Annotated in this window: 15 protein-coding genes; 9 read left to right on the forward strand and 6 right to left on the reverse strand. The window is 46.8% G+C overall.

The features are described 5' to 3' along the window. Window positions 1-33 precede the first annotated feature (33 nt). The 4 genes from grpE to ACE1CM_RS39795 all read right to left on the reverse strand — a co-directional run bounded on the left by grpE (window position 34) and on the right by ACE1CM_RS39795 (window position 6,056). The gene (gene grpE, locus ACE1CM_RS39780) at window positions 34-753 is read right to left on the reverse strand and encodes a nucleotide exchange factor GrpE (protein ID WP_374884559.1); all 720 of its coding nucleotides are present in this window, start codon (window positions 751-753) and stop codon (window positions 34-36) included. Between the two features lie 280 nt (window positions 754-1,033). Next, complete coding sequence (locus ACE1CM_RS39785; RefSeq protein ID WP_374884561.1) at window positions 1,034-4,255, reverse strand: CHAT domain-containing protein; 3,222 nt, start codon at window positions 4,253-4,255, stop codon at window positions 1,034-1,036. Between the two features lie 43 nt (window positions 4,256-4,298). Next, the gene (locus tag ACE1CM_RS39790; RefSeq protein WP_374884563.1) at window positions 4,299-5,198 is read right to left on the reverse strand and encodes a DUF1822 family protein; all 900 of its coding nucleotides are present in this window, start codon (window positions 5,196-5,198) and stop codon (window positions 4,299-4,301) included. 102 nt (window positions 5,199-5,300) lie between these two features. Continuing rightward, window positions 5,301-6,056 (reverse strand): hypothetical protein, encoded by a 756-nt coding sequence (locus tag ACE1CM_RS39795; RefSeq protein WP_374884565.1) that lies wholly within the window; start codon window positions 6,054-6,056, stop codon window positions 5,301-5,303. Between the two features lie 179 nt (window positions 6,057-6,235). On the opposite strand from ACE1CM_RS39795, the gene ACE1CM_RS39800 reads away from it, so the two are divergent. Beyond that, a complete protein-coding gene (locus ACE1CM_RS39800; RefSeq protein WP_374884567.1) occupies window positions 6,236-6,913 on the forward strand; it encodes an actin-binding WH2 domain-containing protein in 678 nt (225 codons plus the stop codon). A gap of 75 nt (window positions 6,914-6,988) precedes the next feature. Next, the gene (locus ACE1CM_RS39805) at window positions 6,989-7,711 is read left to right on the forward strand and encodes a hypothetical protein (RefSeq protein WP_374884569.1); all 723 of its coding nucleotides are present in this window, start codon (window positions 6,989-6,991) and stop codon (window positions 7,709-7,711) included. Between the two features lie 366 nt (window positions 7,712-8,077). On the opposite strand, the gene ACE1CM_RS39810 is transcribed toward ACE1CM_RS39805, so the two are convergent. Further along, window positions 8,078-8,251, reverse strand: coding sequence for a hypothetical protein (locus ACE1CM_RS39810; RefSeq protein ID WP_374884570.1), 174 nt, complete (start codon window positions 8,249-8,251; stop codon window positions 8,078-8,080). 76 nt (window positions 8,252-8,327) lie between these two features. Between ACE1CM_RS39810 and ACE1CM_RS39815 the strand changes: the two genes are divergently transcribed. The 4 genes from ACE1CM_RS39815 to ACE1CM_RS39830 all read left to right on the forward strand — a co-directional run bounded on the left by ACE1CM_RS39815 (window position 8,328) and on the right by ACE1CM_RS39830 (window position 14,011). Further along, window positions 8,328-10,316 carry a GspE/PulE family protein gene (locus tag ACE1CM_RS39815; protein WP_374884571.1) on the forward strand — a complete coding sequence of 663 codons (1,989 nt, stop codon included), beginning with the start codon at window positions 8,328-8,330 and terminating at the stop codon, window positions 10,314-10,316. 294 nt (window positions 10,317-10,610) lie between these two features. Next, on the forward strand, window positions 10,611-11,720 hold the full coding sequence (locus ACE1CM_RS39820; RefSeq protein WP_374884599.1) for a type IV pilus twitching motility protein PilT: 1,110 nt from the start codon (window positions 10,611-10,613) through the stop codon (window positions 11,718-11,720). Between the two features lie 393 nt (window positions 11,721-12,113). Then, entirely contained in the window at window positions 12,114-13,355 is a 1,242-nt protein-coding gene (locus tag ACE1CM_RS39825) for a type II secretion system F family protein (protein WP_374884572.1), read from the forward strand. Window positions 13,356-13,423: 68 nt separating this feature from the next. After that, the gene (locus ACE1CM_RS39830; RefSeq protein ID WP_374884574.1) at window positions 13,424-14,011 is read left to right on the forward strand and encodes a hypothetical protein; all 588 of its coding nucleotides are present in this window, start codon (window positions 13,424-13,426) and stop codon (window positions 14,009-14,011) included. Between the two features lie 160 nt (window positions 14,012-14,171). Here ACE1CM_RS39830 and ACE1CM_RS39835 read toward each other — a convergent pair whose 3' ends face one another. Next, window positions 14,172-15,191: a saccharopine dehydrogenase-like oxidoreductase gene (locus ACE1CM_RS39835; RefSeq protein WP_374884575.1), complete on the reverse strand. Its 1,020-nt coding sequence runs from the start codon at window positions 15,189-15,191 to the stop codon at window positions 14,172-14,174. 328 nt (window positions 15,192-15,519) lie between these two features. Between ACE1CM_RS39835 and ACE1CM_RS39840 the strand changes: the two genes are divergently transcribed. From ACE1CM_RS39840 to ACE1CM_RS39850, 3 genes are read left to right on the forward strand one after another with little or no spacing between them, the layout of a single operon-like run. Further along, entirely contained in the window at window positions 15,520-15,729 is a 210-nt protein-coding gene (locus tag ACE1CM_RS39840) for a DUF2997 domain-containing protein (RefSeq protein WP_374884577.1), read from the forward strand. Between the two features lie 35 nt (window positions 15,730-15,764). Next, on the forward strand, window positions 15,765-16,151 hold the full coding sequence (locus ACE1CM_RS39845; protein ID WP_374884579.1) for a DUF1257 domain-containing protein: 387 nt from the start codon (window positions 15,765-15,767) through the stop codon (window positions 16,149-16,151). After that, window positions 16,151-16,603 carry a ferredoxin gene (locus tag ACE1CM_RS39850; RefSeq protein WP_374884580.1) on the forward strand — a complete coding sequence of 151 codons (453 nt, stop codon included), beginning with the start codon at window positions 16,151-16,153 and terminating at the stop codon, window positions 16,601-16,603. Before ACE1CM_RS39845 ends, ACE1CM_RS39850 begins: the two co-directional genes overlap by 1 nt. The last annotated feature ends 18 nt before the right edge of the window (window positions 16,604-16,621 follow it).

Genomic DNA, 16,621 nt, shown 5'->3' on the forward strand with positions numbered 1-16,621 from the left:
ATTTCCAATCGCCTTTTCCCATCACCAATGGGGTTATTCTGGCTGATTTTCCTCTGAGGTTACCACGCCCTCATTCGCCGCAGCAACCTTTACCATCGCGTGGCGCAGAACCTTTTCTCCCAGGAAATACCCGGGCATCAATTCTTCTGTCACGGTGCCTTCGGGATATTCGTCGGTTGGTTCTCGCATCACTGCATCGTGGAGGTTGGGGTCAAATTCTTTACCCTTCGGGCGCATTGGCGACACTCCCAAGCGCTTGAGGCAGTCTACCAATTGCTTGTAAACGCTTTGGTAGCTTTTATGAATAGTCATTTCCCCATCGGTTTGGGGTTTAAGCTGACCTCGCGCCCGCTCAAAATTATCTACCACTGGCAGTATTTCCAAAATCGTGGCGCACTTTGCCTGCTGCTCTAATTCTTCCTTTTCTTTTGCCGTGCGCTTGCGGAAATTATCGAAATCTGCCGCAATTCGCATGTATTGACTCGTCCGATCTTCTACCTGAGCTTTCAAACTTTCAACTTGCTGCTTTAATGCAGCTATGGCTAATGCCATTGCCTCTTGTTCTGCGGTTTGGTCGGTTTCTGCTTCTACCTCAGTCCCCGTACTTGTCTCAGCCGTCGCCACTTGGGAGTCCGACTCCGTCGCCGCTTGTAATTCTACCCCCTCGGCGTTCGTGCTGCTGGCCATTGCCTCTGGAACCACGGTTGTTGTGGGGTTTTGAGTGTTATTTGTCTGGTTAGCTTCGTCAATCATCGTCTGCTTATTTCCCTCTAGAGACTGCTACCGCGCGCTATCCAAGCCGGTTATTTGGGCTAATTTTCGCTGGTTTTGGAGTCCCTACCTGGTCCCAATCCGGTTTCCGGCGGGATAGTTATTGGTCAGGACTTTTACTCCACGGAAGATGGGGTTGGTTCCCAATCACTATTTTCCAGTCTACCCGCTTGGGCACTCGCGAAATCTCTATTCGCCTATTCACTCGTCATCATAGCGTGCCAGCTTACCCAGAGGAGAGTAAACTGCGATCGTAGTTTCCCTACTTTTGCTGGCAAAGGAAGCGATCGCTTTGAGTAACAAAAGGATTTGTTTCTAAATAATCGTGCAGCCAGTCGCAGGCACGTTCTAAAAGTCGATCGAGATCCAAACTCCACATTACAATGCGATCGCTGCTAGCCAAAACCAGACTCTTACCATCTGGACTAAACCTCGCGCCTCCCCAAACACCGACGCCTTGCGCTGGTATGGTTTCGAGCAAGTAACCGTCGCGACTCCAGAGTCTCACCGTACCGTCAGCACTGACTGTAACAATCGTTTGACCATCGGGACTAAAACTCGCATTGGAGACACCCGCATTATGCCCTTTCAAGGTTCCGAGCAACTCACCATCGCGACTCCAAAGTTTAGCAGTTCCGTCAGCACTCGCAGAAATCATGGTTTGACTATCGGGACTAAAACCTACATCCCACACCCAACTGCTATGTGCCTCCAAAGTTTTCAGTAGTTTACCGTCAATTCCCCAAAGTTTAATCGTATTATCATCGCTAGCCGAAGCAAGCAGCTGACCGTCGGGTGAAAAACTGACGCGGTTAACAGCTTGCTGATGTCCTGGCAATATTTTGACCAAGCTACCATCCCATCGCCAGATTTTAACCAGATTGTCAGCCGCTGCAGATGCTAAAATTTTACCGTTTTTTTGGCTAAAATTCACGTCCCGCACAGGCTGTTCGTGCGCTTTCCAGCTGTGTAATGGTTTCCCATCTTTGTTGGAGAGTTGAATTTTGTCCGCAATTGCAGACACGAGGATTTGACCGTCGGGTGAAAAACTCGCGCCCAAAACAGCAGCCAAACCCTGCCAAGTTTTGAGCAAGCGTCCATCCCTACTCCAGATTTTTACGGTTTTGTCGCCATTTGTAGTAGATAATATGCGAGCGCTTGAAAAACTGATGCTTGTTTTCACCGCACGATTCTGCGGCAAAGTTGGCATTTTAGTCTGATGCCAAAATCGAATCGTTTCGTCCGCACTGGCACTTGCCAAAGTTTCACCGTCTGGTGAGAAACTGACGCTATAACTGGAAGCAGTATGACCTTTAAAAGTTTGGAGCAATCTACCATTACGACTCCAGAGTTTGACGGTATTATCTGCCCCCGCAGAAGCAAATGCACCTCCATCTGGACGCCAAACTAAACTCCAAACTCTTGCATCATGGGCTGGGATACTTTGGAGTAGCTTACCATTAGTTTGCCAGAGTTTGATCGTGCGATCGCTCGAAGCAGATGCCAGCATTTCACCATCTGGTGAAAAACTCACGCTCAGCACAGAACCATTATGTCCTGCGAGGGTTTTTAGCAGCGTGCCGTCTTTGCGCCAGAGTTTAATAGTTTTATCTGTACTCGCAGCAGCCAGTATTTCACCGTCGGGCGAAAAAGTCACCTGCTCAACCCAAGAACGATGTTTTAAAATTGCGTTGGGTATCATTGCCAAACCCGTACTATTTACCCGCCAAAGTTTGACGGTGTTATCTGCACCCGCCGAAGCGAGAAATTGACCGTTGGGCGAAAAACTGACGCTCGTTACCTGCTTATTTTCATGACCAAACAAAGTTTGTAATAATTGACCGTTTCTGCGCCAAAGTTTAATCGTACCGTCATAACTTGCCGAAGCAATTATTTGACCATTTGGACTAAAAATAACGCTCCTAACGCTGTCCTTATGCTCAAGCGTATGCAGCAACTTGCCATCAATTTGCCATAGTTTTACAGTGCGGTCATCGCTAGCAGAAGCCAGCATCTCACCATCGGGGGAAAAACTCACCCGCAATACAGTTTTACCATGTCCTTCCAAACGGTTGCGCTCTCGGATGCCGTCAAGTTCCTGTTGGAGTGCCGTCACCACTCGAATGCGGGTAGCGGCATTTACTCCTGCTAAGTTTTGCAGTTGTTTACCTGCGCGTAAACTTTCTAGCAGCGCTTCCAAAGCTTGCTCCGAATTAAACAAGGTTTTGGCAGCAACAACTCGGTCAATAACTAAGGCAATTTTTTTTTGCAGTTCCGCTTGCTGCCATTGAAATATCGAAGTTCCGACGAGAGTCATTCCCAAGAGAAAACCCACTCCCCACAGAGGTTTTCCGAGCTGCGCCTGCTGCTGTGCTGGTGTGGGATTCTGCAATACTTTCCCAGTCAATTCTTGCCAGTTTGGCGGAATTTTGCTGGGATTTTGGCAAATAACTGGTAACCAGGTGGCGCCGGGAAACTGAGTTTCTAAAGCTTGCAACTTTTCCCTAGCTTCGCGTACAGATAGATAGAGAGATTTTCCTCCAGCAAAAGCTGCGATAAAATGTTGTAAAAATTCTTGCGCGACTAAATCCGGGACGGGTTCGCGCATCACAATTATTTGCGGAATCTGCAAATTTTCTAGATAATGTGCTAATCCAAGTCCATCGCAAGAGTTGAAAATTGCAATGGTTAAACCGCGTGCGATCGCTCGTTTCAATGCATGTTTAATTTCCCCAATTGTCACCCGTTCGTTACGATTTAGCCAAATCTGACCCGTTTCTCCCCAACTCGCACTATGACCCGCAAAAAACAAAATATCCCAGCCTTGTTCATCCCACAACCATTTATCTAATTCTCGTCGTTGCGGTTCTACTAAAAATACCGTTTCTGCCTTTTCTGCTAAATCTTCTAACATCATTCTGTCTGCTGCAACATCAATCCCATTACCGTTCCCCAAAATAGCTAAAATTCTGACTTTATTTCTGGTATTTGCTGATGTTTCGACTCGTTCGTAAGCAGGCGAACTTAGGGCTATTTCTGCGAAAGGATAACGTTCAAAAAAATCCCATAAGTGCCAAGGAAGTCGCCGTACATGAATATCTTCCACTTGTAAAATGACTTGAATTGTCTCATCGCCCATTAATTTTTCTAGCAATTTCTCACGCACCGGGCGAAAAGATGGGTTATTCAGCCAATTATTCAAACTATCTTTTAACACTTCACCAGCTATTTGACAAGCTGCTATTGCTTCTCCTCTAGCGAAATTGGTCACTTGTCCTGGCAAGTCTTCTATTCTGAATAAAAAGTCTAAACTGCGATAAAGCGACTGCCAGTGACGGTATTGTTCTAAAAGCGTGGGATTTGGGGGTAACTTGCCTTTCTGTCGCGTTTGGGTAGCAGCACGAAACTGTTCCCTAATTTCCAGGGTAACCGAAGCGCCTTGATTTAAGTCACCCTCAATGTCTAGGAGGACTAACTTTGCCATTGCTGCTACCTTAATGCTGTTTATATTGTGCCGCAAGCAGCTATCAAATTACAAAAGATTCCGCGATGCTAACTTCTCCCAGGGTAATTCTAACGCCAAATTGCTCTCCCCTTTGACCGCTAAATTCATATTGAATAAATTCATCGTTACTTCTAGCCGTCACTTCGCGGAAAACTTCCCCTGTTTCAGTCAAGATAGTTAGTTTAAGTTTTGGTGGTAAATAAATGCGATCGCTCACCGGATACACTCGTAGCCGAATCCGCAGTTTTTGACTATTTTCTGGCTTCAGCGTCACTACAATAGCAACTGTATGACCTGCCAAATCAATTAATTTACCCCGGCTATCAGCATCTCTAAATGCCAAACTCAAAGAGCGATTGGCAAATATTTCCTCTATTGATTCCCAACTTTCTGTAAAAATATTGTGCAGCCATTGGCTCAAATTAATTTTAGATTGCAGATTTGGGATTTTAGATTGGGCGAGTAATTGATTAAGATGGGAGATGAAGTCATCGAGACTTCGCAATTCACCAATCGATACTTGACCTGTGCCTACACTTGTGGTAAATCCTAATAATTGTACCGTTTCTAAGCGAGCGCTAAACTGCACGACTAAGTAGCCAATTCGGTCTAACCTCGCTTCTTCTGGCACCCAACAAACAGTTTCTTTTGGCAGTAGGGGACGACATTCAAACTTGCCAATATTCGGTATAACCAAATCTGCCAGATCGAAAAGCGATCGCTTCCCCGGATGCCAACAATCACCTTGACTCAAATCCGTTTCCACGTGCAACCATTTCAAATAGCGATGAACAGCATAAACAGCCAGGGTATTCAAATAAACTTGTTTCCCCTTTTGAGCAGTTGCTTGTTCCGCAGCAAATTGCATAGCCAAACCGCGTATTTCTTTACCAACCGGAACAGTTAAAACTTGAACTTCCATACTATTCATTTCGCGACAACCTCTCCTTACTTCCTTCTCTGCGTTCTCTGCGTCTCTGCGGTTACTTAAAAAAATTCTCAACCACAAACGAGATTACTATATCTAACTATCAGATCGATACCCAAAATTTTCGGCAATTTCTTGCAGCAGGGGAATGCATCTATCAAACCAATGAGAAGTCACCTTTCCTAATGCCATATCTAAATCTTGGGCAATATCCTTAAATTTATCAGGTGGATCTTTCAAACAGCGCCTTTGACTGAGTAGATGACAGTGACAACGAGGATAGGCACGAGGATAACAATTTCGCAGCTTCCCTTCTGGATCTTGTTCGATATATTGCCGCATTTGAATGCCAATTCTTTGGTTTTTTAATTTTTCCTGCTGCCGTTGAATTTCGGCTTCTAAATCCCACAAGGTAGAGGGACTTTCATCTGGCAAAAGGTCGCCGAATGTTTCCCCACTGTCATCGCTGACGGGAGTATCCAGGGAGAGGGGAAGCTTGCGAATTTGGGCTTTGTATTCGGCTAGAGCAGTTTTGGGTTTTGGGCGAATGCGTCCTGGTGAAGAGAGCGATCGCACTTCATATCTTAACCTTAATTTCCGGTTAATCCACACCACTAAACTTTTTTCCATCGACGGATGTCTGGGTTCAAATTCCTTTATCTTCTCCCCCAGTTGCATCAACGTATCGTCCAAAACCTCCCAATAATCAGGGTGAGAAGAACGCACTAACCCCGGTAGTTGCTGAATTTCCATCAGCAGTTGATTCATAGCCTTTCGCCACAGAGGACTCACTGGTGGGTGTTGACGCACCGTCGCAATCAGTTGGCGTAGCCTTTCATCTCGTTCGTTCATACCTTTTGTAAATTTTTGTAACAATTGCGCGACTTCTGACCTAAAAATTTTGGCATTGGTCTGACAGATTAGCAGATGGAGATCTGACATCAGGAAAGAGGAAAGCCAACGAACCCGGTTTCAGTTTGGCTGGGATTGCTGCGGAAACACACAGTTTAGAATTAACTGGAGAAGATACAATGAAAACCTTTTCAATTTTGCTAGATTTGCTGCAAAATCGCCAAGAATTTATCGCGGAAATTTACCAAGGGTTAAAAATTAACAACAAGATTATAGCACAACTAATTGTCAGTTTCATTTTTTTGGCAATTTATGGAGCGATTATAGGAGCAAACCATAGTTTCCTGCAAGCTTTTTCTTCGGCGGTTAAACTCCCGGCACTTTACTTAATTACACTGTTGATTTGTTTGCCGCCATTATACTTTTTTAACATTCTCTCTGGCTCCAGATGCAGTATATGTCAATACTTAGCGATGGTGCTAACAGGTGTATCGGTAACCAGCGTTTTACTATTTAGCTTGGCTCCCATCACCTTATTTTTTGGAATTTCGCTTAACAGTTACAAATTTTTCCAATTGTTCAATGTGGGAATTTTTGCGATCGCTGGATTGATTGGCGTCAATTACGTCTATCAAACCATGAAGCTTTTCTACGATCAAGAGTCCGAGAATCAAGCCGCACGCATGAACATTTTGCGATTCTGGTTAGCACTTTATGCCTTTGTCGGTAGCCAACTAGGATGGACGATCAGACCTTTTTTTGGCACGCCAGGAAAACCTTTTCAGCTTTTCCGTTCTGAAATAGAAAGTAACTTCTATCTTCATATTCTTCACGTCTTAGGTTTGAATGTCAAATAATTGGCTAATGGCTAATGGCTAATAGTAATCTTCTTTAACTATTAGCCAATAAATAAACAAGAGGATAGCAGGGATATGCACTCAAATTTGCATCGGTTAAAGCTCGCTGAAAAAGAACTAGAAAACTTAATTTGCTTGGAGGTGAATAACGTATTGATGCTTGATATTTTCCCCATGACTATTTCGCAGATATTGCGCCATCCTCAGCGGTTGTTTTCCTTGTGTTTGGCTGAAGTTTTGATTTTTGGATTGATTTTGGTGGTTGTGTTTACCCTTGGCTTGCTGCTGGCTCGAAATTCTGGTCAGTCATTTGAAGATACCTATAACATTTTTCGGTTTTTACAGGTTGCTGTGGTAATCTCCCTGATGGTGACTCTGGGATGCAACCTTTACCTTTGGATTAAAGCCAAGAATTTTTTAGCTCTGAGAAATTTGCTTGATGAAGTTAATAAATATAACGAACTAATTGAAGCGGTAGACATCGTTGAACGGCTAGAAGCAGTCAGTCAATCAGAACTCAATCTGATGAACCGAGACACTTTGATTGCAGCACTAGAGGTCACCAGGGAAAGTTTGATTGCTGCTTTAAGCACAGAAAAACTCTTGAGAGAAAACAAAGGTTTGATTGCCCGTCGCTATGAAGTTTTTTCTTATTTAGAAAATAATTTGACCAACTTGATGGCGTTGGATACAAACAACAAAGCTGGTGAATATGGACGTTTGCTGAACGAGTCCCTCCAGATTGGGATGAGCGTCCATAAAGAAGTTAGAAAGTTACAAAAGCGGCAAGTTAGTTGATGAAACTAACTTGGGTCGGCTATCTGGGGTACGGGAATCCTCTTGCAGTCAACCGACCCAGGGAAGGGTGAGGATGGTCAACTTCAACGGCTATCTGGTTTTGTAGAATTGAGGTAGAGCAAACAACCAAGCCCTACTTCTACCTTTTAGCTTAATTAACAATTTGACACTCCCCGGTCTAATGTCCAAGGGCAAAATTTGTCAGACAAGCTTGTCTCTCGCGGTCACCCCGGCTCTATTGACACGAGGTTTTCGCGGACTGCTCTATAATCTTAGTACCCCATAGGCGTAAGTCTCTTGGCAGAGTCTGGGATCTGAAGTCCCAACCCCATAAAATTTATTGCCATAGCCCGCTGTTACGGGTTATTACAAGCTATACAGGCTATGATGCTGAAATACATCTGTCATCGGTCTGAGTTTCCCTATATTAACCGTCCTCACCTGTAGGGTAAGTCTCGCAGCCTTGTCAGGTCGCCTGTAGCCGGAAGCGGTAATCGCTCCGGCAGTCATGAAAGCTTGACATAGCAGCTGGGATTTCACACCAGCTCTTGCTATCCCTTGCTATTTTGCCAAAAAGTTTTGGGAATTCTTTATTAGGAGACTTTCTGTTTCAGCTATGACTCAATCCTCATCACCCCGGCGCACCACGAGTCTGATTGCCCTTAATTTCTCTCCCTTTGGCAATAAAGTGGTGGCGTCTGGCTATGTCAATCCTGACCAGATGCATCAAGCTATCATTGAAAGTCGCAAATCTGGGAGACCTCTGACGGAAGTTCTGGAGTCGCTCACGGGACGACAGCTGCCGCCAGAGTTATTGCGTCAGTACAAGAAACAGCAACTGTTTGAACTCAAAGTCCTCTACGGGGTTGAGTCGCTAGATCCAGAAATTAATCAGATACCGACAGAGCAAGTTAACGAGCTAATTGAAACCCTGATTCCAGTTGATATCTGTAGGAGGTATAATTTAGTACCGCTAGCGAAAAACGAAACTCAGCCGCCAAGTGTTTTGGTGGCAATGGTCAACCCTGATAACTTGCAAGCGCTGGACGATTTGAACCGGATTCTCCGGCCTCAAGGGATTGAGTTACAGCGGATGGTTATTACCATCGACGATTATCAGCAGTTGATTAACGACTACCTGAACGAGCAAAGCGCTAATGAAAAGAAAAAGGAAATAGCAGCGCAAACAGACGTTAGCAGTATTATTCAGGATTTAGATGTACCAGATCTGGGGGAAGTGTCGGATGACGACAATTTGGATCCTTCAGGTGGAGAAAATGACGCTCCCATCATCAACCTGGTGAATAAAATCCTGCTCAAAGCGCTGCAAGAGAAAGCTTCCGACATTCACATAGAACCCCAGGAAGAATACTTGCGCGTTCGTTTCCGCAGAGATGGGGTGCTGCAACAAGCATTCGATCCCCTGCCCAAGCAGATTATTCCAGCGGTGACCGCCCGGTTTAAAGTAATTTCTCAACTGGATATTGCGGAACGGCGACAAGCACAAGACGGTCGGATCCGCCGCATGTTTGAAGGTCGCAAAGTGGATTTCCGCGTCAGTACCTTACCCAGTCGCTACGGGGAAAAGGTGGTGCTGCGGATTTTGGATAACTCGGCGACCCAGTTGGGATTGGATAAGTTAATCACCAATGAAGAATCCTTAAAGTTGGTCAGAGAAATGGCCAGCCGTCCCTTCGGGCTGATTTTGGTGACGGGACCAACTGGTTCTGGTAAATCAACTACCTTGTACTCGGTGCTGGCAGAACGGAACGATCCGGGGGTCAATATCAGCACGGCGGAAGACCCGATCGAATATACCTTGGGCGGGATTACCCAATGTCAGGTGATTCGGGAGAAAGGACTAGATTTTGCCAAAATTCTGCGGGCGTTTCTGCGACAAGACCCGGACGTGATTATGGTGGGTGAAACGCGAGACAAAGAAACGGCAAAAACGGCAATTGAAGCGGCACTAACGGGTCACTTGGTGTTGACGACGCTCCACACCAACGACGCAGCAGGTGCTATCGCTCGTTTAGACGAAATGGGCGTGGAACCTTTCATGGTGTCCGGCGCATTGCTGGGCGTATTAGCTCAACGCTTGATGCGCCGCGTTTGCCCCGACTGTCGCATTCCCTACACGCCCACACGGGAAGAACTGGCGAGGTTTGGTTTAACTGCTTCCGGCGATGCCGATATTACTTTATACAAAGCCAATACCATTCCTCCAGCGGAAAGGGCGAACAACAAGAACGTTTGCAAAACCTGCAACGGAGCTGGCTACAAAGGTCGCGTAGGGGTGTATGAAGTATTAAAAAATACAGAACGCCTGCAAACTTTAATCAACGAAGGCGCTCCGACAGAACGGATCAAGGAAGCAGCCGTAGAAGAAGGCATGATAACTTTGCTAGCCTACAGCTTAAACTTGGTGCGTGAGGGTCGTACCACTCTAGAAGAAGTTGAGCGGGTGACGTTTACCGACTCGGGTCTGGAAGCCGAACTGAAAGCCAAACGCAAAACTGCCCTCACCTGTCGCACTTGCGATGCCGGATTGCAGCAAGAGTGGCTAGAGTGTCCCTACTGCATGACACCTCGCTTCCAAGAGTAAGTAACCCAAGTTGCTGGCTACATCCAAGGGCAGACTGGTAATGGCTAATGGCTAATGGCTAATGGCTAATGGCTAATGGTTAATGGCTAATGGCTAATGGTTAATGGTTAATGGTTAATGGTTAATGGTTAATGGCTAATGGCTAATGGCTAATAGGTAAGCGGCAAAAAATCGCCTAATACCCACACCAATTAGCAATTAGCAATTAGCAATTAGCAATTACTTTTGACAAAAAACCAACATCGAAGTGCAATATATTAATCAACAACTTGACAAGGAGACAGCTTTATGGGAATGGAAATGATGATTGAAGACCTGATGGAGCAATTGATCGAGCGGGGTGGCTCGGACATGCACATCCAAGCAGGCGCTCCGGTCTACTTCCGCGTCAGCGGTAAGCTGGCTCCGGCAACTGATGAACCGCTGACGGCAGAAGAGTGTCAGCGATTAATTTTTAGCATGTTAAATAACTCCCAGCGCAAAGATTTGGAGCAAAACTGGGAGCTAGACTGCGCTTATGGGGTTAAGGGATTGGCTCGCTTCCGGGTGAACGTCTACCGGGAACGGGGCGCTTGGGCGGCTTGCTTGCGAGCTTTGGCGTCTAAAATTCCCAACTTCGACAATTTGGGTTTGCCCGATGTCGTCCGGGAAATGACTGAAAGACCTCGCGGCATGGTACTGGTGACGGGACAAACCGGGTCTGGTAAAACAACCACGATGGCTGCAATGATCGACTTGATCAACCGGACGCGCGCCGAACACATTCTGACAGTGGAAGACCCGATTGAATATGTTTTCCCGAACATTAAAAGCTTGGTTCACCAACGTCAAAAGGGTGAAGATACCAAGAGTTTCGCCAATGCTCTAAGGGCGGCGCTGCGGGAAGACCCAGACGTGATTCTGGTGGGGGAAATGCGGGACTTGGAAACGATTGGTCTGGCGATTTCTGCCGCAGAAACGGGTCACTTGGTATTCGGAACGCTGCACACTAACTCCGCCGCACAAACGATTGACCGGATGCTGGATGTGTTCCCCCCGATTCAACAACCCCAAATCCGAGCCATGCTTTCTAACTCGCTGTTGGCGGTATTCAGTCAAAACTTAGTACCCAAGAAAAACCCAAAACCAGGCGAGTACGGTCGGGTGATGTCGCAAGAAATCATGGTGGTGACGCCAGCTATTTCCAACCTAATCCGGGAAGGTAAAACGGCTCAAATTTACTCGGCGATTCAAACTGGGGCGAATTTGGGGATGCAGACGATGGAATCGGCTCTAGCCAAGCTGTACAAATCTGGAACGATTAGTTACGAAGCGGCGATGAGCAAGTCCTCCAAACCTGATGAATTGCAACGTCTGATCGGCTCGGCTCCGGCGGGAGCCAAAGTAGGGGCGGGCGCTCACTAAATCAGGGGCGGGCACCATTGCTGAAAGTCCCTAATCAAGGGAATTTCAGCAATAAAATTAAGTTTTTTAGCAATATTTGTTGACAACAACCTGCTCCAAGTAGACCTGGCAAATCTTGCATGGTCGGGTACGGAACCGTTCCTGTTGGCGGCTTGGAGACAGGCGACCCAAACAATTAACTTGCGAGTAGGAGGAATTGTTCCTTCTTCGTTTGGAAAGTTTCCTCCTGTCAGAGCGAGTCGCCACAAAAGTTTTAATTCCTGATACTGAGACTCACGGATGTTATACCTAGAAATAGGGAGAGCCACCGGAGAGGTTGAAAGCGAGTTAGAACCCCCTTCCCTAAAGGGAAGGGGTGGCTTCAGAAACAAATTTTTATCTTCTGTATCAGCTATGCCTACCTTCGTTGCCCAAGTTCGAGACGCTCAAGGAAACACTAAAAAAGAAAAAGTTGTCGCAGAAACGCTCAGAGAGGCGCGAACCAAACTGCGAGAGCAATATGCAAGTGTTAACGACCTCAAGGAAGCTAAAGGTTTTAGCCTTGACTTTGACTTGCAGACCGCGATGGCGAGTGTGACAGTCAAGGATAAAGCTATTTTCTCGCGCCAATTTGCTGCAATGGTGAATGCTGGCGTGGCGTTGGTGAGAGCCTTGGGTGTATTAACCGAGCAAAACAGCAATCCGAAGATGAAAAAAGCTCTCACGGCAATTAGCGCTGATGTGAATGAGGGCATTAGCCTTGCTGAGGCAATGCGTAAACATCCTCAGTGCTTCGATCAACTCTACACTGCAATGGTAGAAGCGGGGGAAGTCGGTGGGGTTCTCGATGAAGTCTTGAACCGGATCGCGAAATTGCTCGAGGATGCAGCCAGACTGCAAAACCAGGTCAAGTCTGCCATGTCCTACCCAGTGGCAGTTGGCTCTTTGGCTGTGATCATCTTTATCGGGATGACAACTTTACTATTACCAATCTTCGCGAAGATTTTTGAGGATATTGGCATGGAGCTGCCTGCGTTTACCCAGTTCATGCTGGGAATCAGTGAATTTTTGCGCGGCCCAACCCTGCCCCCGCCAAAAACAAATTACAACATTATCTTGTTTATAATTGGTCTATTTGGGGCCGCCTTTGCCTACAGGCAGTGGTACAAAACCCCGCCCGGTCGTTTAGCAATGGATAAATTTTTCCTGAAAGCGCCGATTTTTGGCGATATCGTGGAAAAAACCGCTGTGGCTCGTTTCTGCCGCACCTTTGGGACCTTGACCCGTTCCGGCGTGCCAATTCTAACTTGTTTGGAAATTGTGCGAGATACGGCAGGTAACCAAGTCATTGCCAATGCGATTGATAAGGCACGCCAAGAAATTCAAACCGGCGGCATGATCAGCATTGCCTTGCAAAGAGAAAATGTATTTCCCATCCTGGCGATTCAAATGATCAGCATTGGCGAAGAAACTGGTGAAATCGACAAAATGCTGATGAAAGTTGCCGATTTCTACGAAGACGAAGTAGAGCAAGCGGTTAAAGCACTCACAAGTATCTTGGAACCGCTGATGATGATAGTAATCGCGGTGATGGTGGGTGCGATTTTGCTGTCGATGTATCTACCAATGTTTAAGGTATTTGAAGGTTTGGGCTAGTCGTTACAAATATATGTCAGTGCGAGTGGCCTGAATACAATAGAAGTATCGGAGTCCCAACCAGAAAAATGGCGATTAAACCATCCCATTACGAAGCGTTACTGGCAGAGTATAGCAACCAGCAAGGGGCGCTCTTGCTGTTAAAGCAGCATCGCCCCTACTTGGAGCTAATACCCAGTCTGCGCCGACCTGACGAGAGTATTATTACCATTCCTCTACCAATCGTGCGCCTGCGGCAAACTGCACAATCGAGCAAGCATAGCGGTGTGGTTACTGCCGGACACGAAGCCACTAGCTTACCCTGCGATGTGGCAATCTTGATGTGCGACCCGGAATGGAAAATTAAAACGGGGGTGGAAATTTTAGTCTTTATTCATCGACCCCAAGAAGACTTTTCCGACTTGCTTAGTCGCTGGCGTCAAACCCAGGTATGGCTAGACAGAGGTTATGAGTGGGTAATGCCTCCCCGCTACAAACATATCCTGAGTGAGGGAGCTGACCATATCCATCCGTTATTTGTCGTTTTCGATGAAACACCGGAGCGAATTAAGCGGGGATTAAAGGGAGCCTTCTTACCGTTTGTGATTCAAAGCCTAAACTTGGTAGTTGAGGAAGAAGTTCCAGAAATTGTGTCTATCGAAAGCCCACCGGCATAAGAGATTTTAGATTTTAGATTTTGGATTTGAGATTGAAATTACCAACCAGCCTTTAATCTAAAATCTGCAATCTAAAATCTGTAGGATAGAAACCGGGTTTCTTATTTTTCATAGAAACCCGGTTTCTTTGGGTAAGTCCCGATCTGCAATCTAAAATTGGTTAGCGGACAAACTGGGGCATGATTTCTGCGGCGGTAAATAAACCGTAAATCCCCCGTCGGTGCAACGATACGCCCGCTTTGAGATAGCCAAAAGCTGGGCCTGTGACGTTGGCTGCCATGCTGGTTTCATCTCCCAGGGTGAAGGTATGGGTAGAAATTTTGCCCTCAAAGGTGCGACCCGTTACCTTGACGTTGGTGCTGAGGGGTTTTTTGGGATTGCGGGTATCGACGACGCCGCCTACTGTGACGCGATCGCGCGGACAAATCCCCGCTAACTCCAGCATGATATCGTCGGCATGTTCCATATTTTCCAAGCTCAGAATACCATTGGTTTGGTCTAAGATCGCTTCTACTTCCCCATCCGTCATCGCCCTAGCACGCTCAACGTTGTAACCTGGCATATGGGCGATATCTTCACGGATCGTGGCTCGATAAGCCTCCCAATTGGCAATCCCGACACCAAACTCTATCTTGACGCTGTGAATCTCAGCATAGCTTTGGGCGGCTAAAGCAGCTGCTGCCGTTAACAATCCAGGTGTCGCACCGCACCCGGTCATGTAGGTAATCCCCACCGCCTGTAATTCATCCTTTAATGCCAATATTTGCTCCATCGCGCTGGTGCGCTTGAGTGCATCGACCAAAACTCCTCGCCACCCCGATGCGATAAACTGACGCGCCACCTCAGCCATAAATGTGTTGGGCAAGTTTGGCAATGCCAAAAAATACCCCTCCACCGATGCCGCTTTTTCGATTAAATCCTCGATGCTGCGGCTGCTCAAAGTGCCCTCTGGCTCTACATAACCCAGGGAACCTTGAGATTGGTAAGCGGCTATACAGGCGTCTGGATTTAACCCCTCACTGTTATAGGCATACCCTTTTTGATCTGCTGCCGCTACCCAAAGCATCTGTTGTTTGGGCGAAAGTACCCTGGCAGCGGCTTGTCCCAGTCCACCAAATCCCAGTACCCCGACGCGAATCGGCTGGGAATCAAGCAAACCAGTAATATTCTCTGCACTCATGGCGCATCCCCATAGCTCTTGACAGACTTTTATTATCCTGCTGTAGGTGAGTGTATGGGGTATCCAAAAGGTATCGCGTAATACTCAGGGCATAAATACCTTGACTGCTGGGGAAAGTTACGCGAAACTGACAAATAACTGAAGAACTAATCTCTCTTTTCATAAGCTTTGTTAAGTTTTATCTCATGTCTAGCGATCTAGATTGAGAAAAATTAACAATAAGACAGCAAGTAACCTTGCTGCCAAACTCTACCTCAAACGGCATCTTCCATAGCACGCCCCGTGCTATTGCCAAATCAATTACAGTCCCTAGGGTTCAGCCAACAGCATGGAAACACTAGAGTTTGTCATTTACCCGGATGGTCGGGTACAAGAAAAAGTGACTGGCATTGTTGGTAGCTCCTGCGCCGAGGTAACTGCTGCGATTGAAGCGCAACTCGGACGAGTGGTTAACCAGGAGACTACCTCCGAATACTTCGCTGCTGAGCAAAATCAAGTGCAAGCAGCGATGACCCAAGCCACTTTTAGCGAGTGGTAATTTCTGCGTTCAGTTCGATTGATTCAAGAGATACTATGTCACACTTTAGCCAAATCAAAACTCAAATCCGTAACCTTACCTCTTTGCAAGCTGCTTTGACCGATCTAGGGATTGACTGGAAAGCTGGTCCTGAGCAAGTGCGCGGCTATCAAGGTCAAACCCGCAATGCCGAAGTTGCCATCGAGCAAGAAAATGGCTATGATATTGGGTTTAGCTGGAATGGCAGCGAGTACGAACTGGTTGCCGATTTACAATTCTGGCAGCAAGCTTGGTCGGTGGATCGGTTCCTGCAAAAGGTGACCCAGCGTTATGCTTTCCACACGGTGATGAGCGAAACTGCTAAGCAAGGTTTCCAAGTTACGGAACAAGAACAAAATCAAGATGGTTCTATCCGCCTCGTGGTGCAACGCTGGAGGGGCTAATGACCGATTTCTCTCCCTCGCAAGGGGATGACGGGGATGGTCGTTCGGGTTTTGAACCAGAATTAGGGGGTATCTGGAGAGATGCTCCCGATCGTTCGGGTTTTGAACCAGAATTGGGCGGCGCGTTGCGCCAAAAAGGGGTTTATGTCGATGAGGTGACTTGTATTGGCTGCAAGCACTGCGCTCATGTAGCCCGCAACACTTTTTTCATTGAACCCGATTATGGGCGATCGCGCGTGATTCGTCAGGATGGCGACTCTGAAGATCTGATTCAAGAAGCGATCGATACCTGTCCGGTGGATTGCATCCACTGGGTAGACTATACTGAGCTGAAGAAACTAGAGGACGAGCGTCAGTATCAGGTGATACCGCTGGCGGGATTTCCGATTGACCCGGCTATGGTTGCTTCTAAGCGCCGTCAAAGGCGGGCAAAACGCAAGCCAAGTTCTTAGTTATTCTGGGTTTGTTGG

Origin of the sequence: Microseira sp. BLCC-F43 (assembly GCF_041929235.1) — a bacterium.
In the GTDB taxonomy this organism is placed as follows: domain Bacteria; phylum Cyanobacteriota; class Cyanobacteriia; order Cyanobacteriales; family Aerosakkonemataceae; genus Microseira.